Genomic DNA, 2,015 nt, shown 5'->3' on the forward strand with positions numbered 1-2,015 from the left:
CGGCGCTGGCGCGAGCGTTACATCCCCTCCCAACAGCTCTACTTCGCTACGGTCCGCCCGACCCATCACGCCAACATCATCGTGCACAACGACGAGCCCCAGCAGCCGGTGTGGGAGACCCAAACACACTGACCGCACTCAATTCGGCAGATGCGGTCGTTCAGCGACCGGTAAGCCGGCGCGCTAATCGCGGCAAGTCCGGACATGCCGTGAGCGGCCTCAGTGCGTGTTTGAGAAGGTCGGATGTGGACGGTGCGGCGGCGTGACGATGGCCGCCGGAGCCGGCAGGGTGTCCGGGTGTCGTCGCCTCGTCGTGGTTACCCGTCGGACCTGACCGATGCCCAGTGGGCGTTGATCGAAGGTTGTTGCCGGAGCCCAGCACGGACGGGCGGCGGGAGAAGCATCCTCGTCGGGAGATCGTCAACGCGATCTTGTATGTGGTCCGCTCGGGGTGTCCGTGGCGGTATCTGCCGGCGGACCTGCCGCCGTGGCAGACGGTGTACTGGTACTTCGTGCGCTGGGAAGACGCCGGTGTGACCGAGAACCTGCTGGCCACGCTGCGGGTCAAGGCTCGGGTGCAGGACGGACGGAATCCGGAGCCGTCGGCGGGGATCATCGACTCGCAGTCGGTGAAGGGCGCCGACACCGTTGGGCGGCAGACGCGTGTGGCTACGACGCGGGTAAGAAGGTCAACGGCAGGAAGCGGTTCATCATTACCGATACCGCCGGGCTGTTGGTCACCGTGGCGGTGATGGCCGCGTCGTGGCAGGACCGCGACGGCGCGAAGACCGCTCTGCTCGGCGCTTATCTGGCCACCCCGATCCGGCACGTCTTCGCCGACCAGGGCTTCGCGGGCCGTCTCGTCGACTGGACCCGTGACACCTTGAAGATCACGCTGGAGATTGTGCGGAAGCCCGCTGACCAGCGGGGCTTCGCCGTACATCCGCGCAGGTGGGTCGTGGAGCGGACCCTGGCATGGCTCACCGCCTGCCGCCGGCTGGCCCGCGACTACGAACGCCACCCTGAAATCTCCGAAGGCATCGTCAGGTGGGCCGCCATCGCCGGCATGACCCGCCGCATCACCCGCGGCCGACCAGCCCGACGGCAGGCAAAGCGCACCTTCATCTGGACCTGATCAAGTCCCTCTCAAACACGCTCTCAGTGGCCCCGTGGACCTCGAAGGACAGCACGTCCGATTGGTAGTAGCTCAGCGCGACGCAGGCGGCGGGGCCGTCGACCACCAGGCGCGCCACGGCGTCCGGGATCAGCGTGAGGAATGCGTCCTCGATGGTCCGGCACGCCGCTTCGAGGTCGAATCCGGCCGGCGGCCGCTCGTAGCGCACCTCGGACCGACGGCCCATGACCTCGACGACGCGGACCAGGCCGCGGTCGTCGTGCTCCGCCGTCAGCACCGTAGGCGCCTGGCCGTCGTGCTCGATCTCGACGCGGCTGATCCGCCCATCGGTGTATGCGTACGACTCCCGCCCCGAGCCGCCCCGCGCGACCGTGTCGGCCGAGCGCATCAACCCGTCCACGAAGCGGTACTCGTGCAGGTAGATGGGCCCGTCCGTATCGAAGTGCGCCGCCTCGACCACGTCGCCGTCGTGGGCGACGAACGTCTCGTAGTACAGGCGGCCGTGAAGAAAGCCGCTGTACTCCTCGATCACCACCGCGCGGCCCTCGGCGTCGAACCCGATGCGCAGGACATCCCGATCCACCGGCGGTCTGGCGTCCAACCGGCGGCCAGCCTTGAGTAGGTCCCGTTCGAAGTGCAATGGACGAAGATCAAGGCCCGGCCAGGTGTACCAGTCCCAGCGCCCGACGAGCGCGGTCGCCGCTCTCTTTCGGGAGTCGTACTCGCCAGCGAGCTGGGCGAATCGCGCAGCAAGATCGGACATGTCCGGGATCCTACTGGTCGCCTCGCCGGACTGGCCGCCGCGCACATCCGGATCTGGCACCCCTTTATGTCAAGACACTGCTCGGAGTGCGGGTTTAGGCTGGTTGGTGGCGGGTCC

General features: G+C 67.6%; 1 protein-coding gene and 1 pseudogene. One reads left to right on the forward strand and one right to left on the reverse strand.

The window, feature by feature from the left end:
* The first annotated feature begins 243 nt into the window (after window positions 1-243).
* Window positions 244-1,135 (forward strand): annotated as a pseudogene (locus V6U81_RS28995) (IS5 family transposase).
* Here V6U81_RS28995 and V6U81_RS29000 read toward each other — a convergent pair.
* On the reverse strand, window positions 1,122-1,898 hold the full coding sequence (locus V6U81_RS29000) for a hypothetical protein (RefSeq protein ID WP_334494226.1): 777 nt from the start codon (window positions 1,896-1,898) through the stop codon (window positions 1,122-1,124). The pseudogene V6U81_RS28995 and the gene V6U81_RS29000 sit on opposite strands and share 14 nt — an antisense overlap.
* Between the last annotated feature and the right edge of the window lie 117 nt (window positions 1,899-2,015).

Origin of the sequence: Micromonospora lacuserhaii (assembly GCF_036902735.1) — a bacterium.
Classification (GTDB): Bacteria; Actinomycetota; Actinomycetes; order Mycobacteriales; family Micromonosporaceae; genus Micromonospora.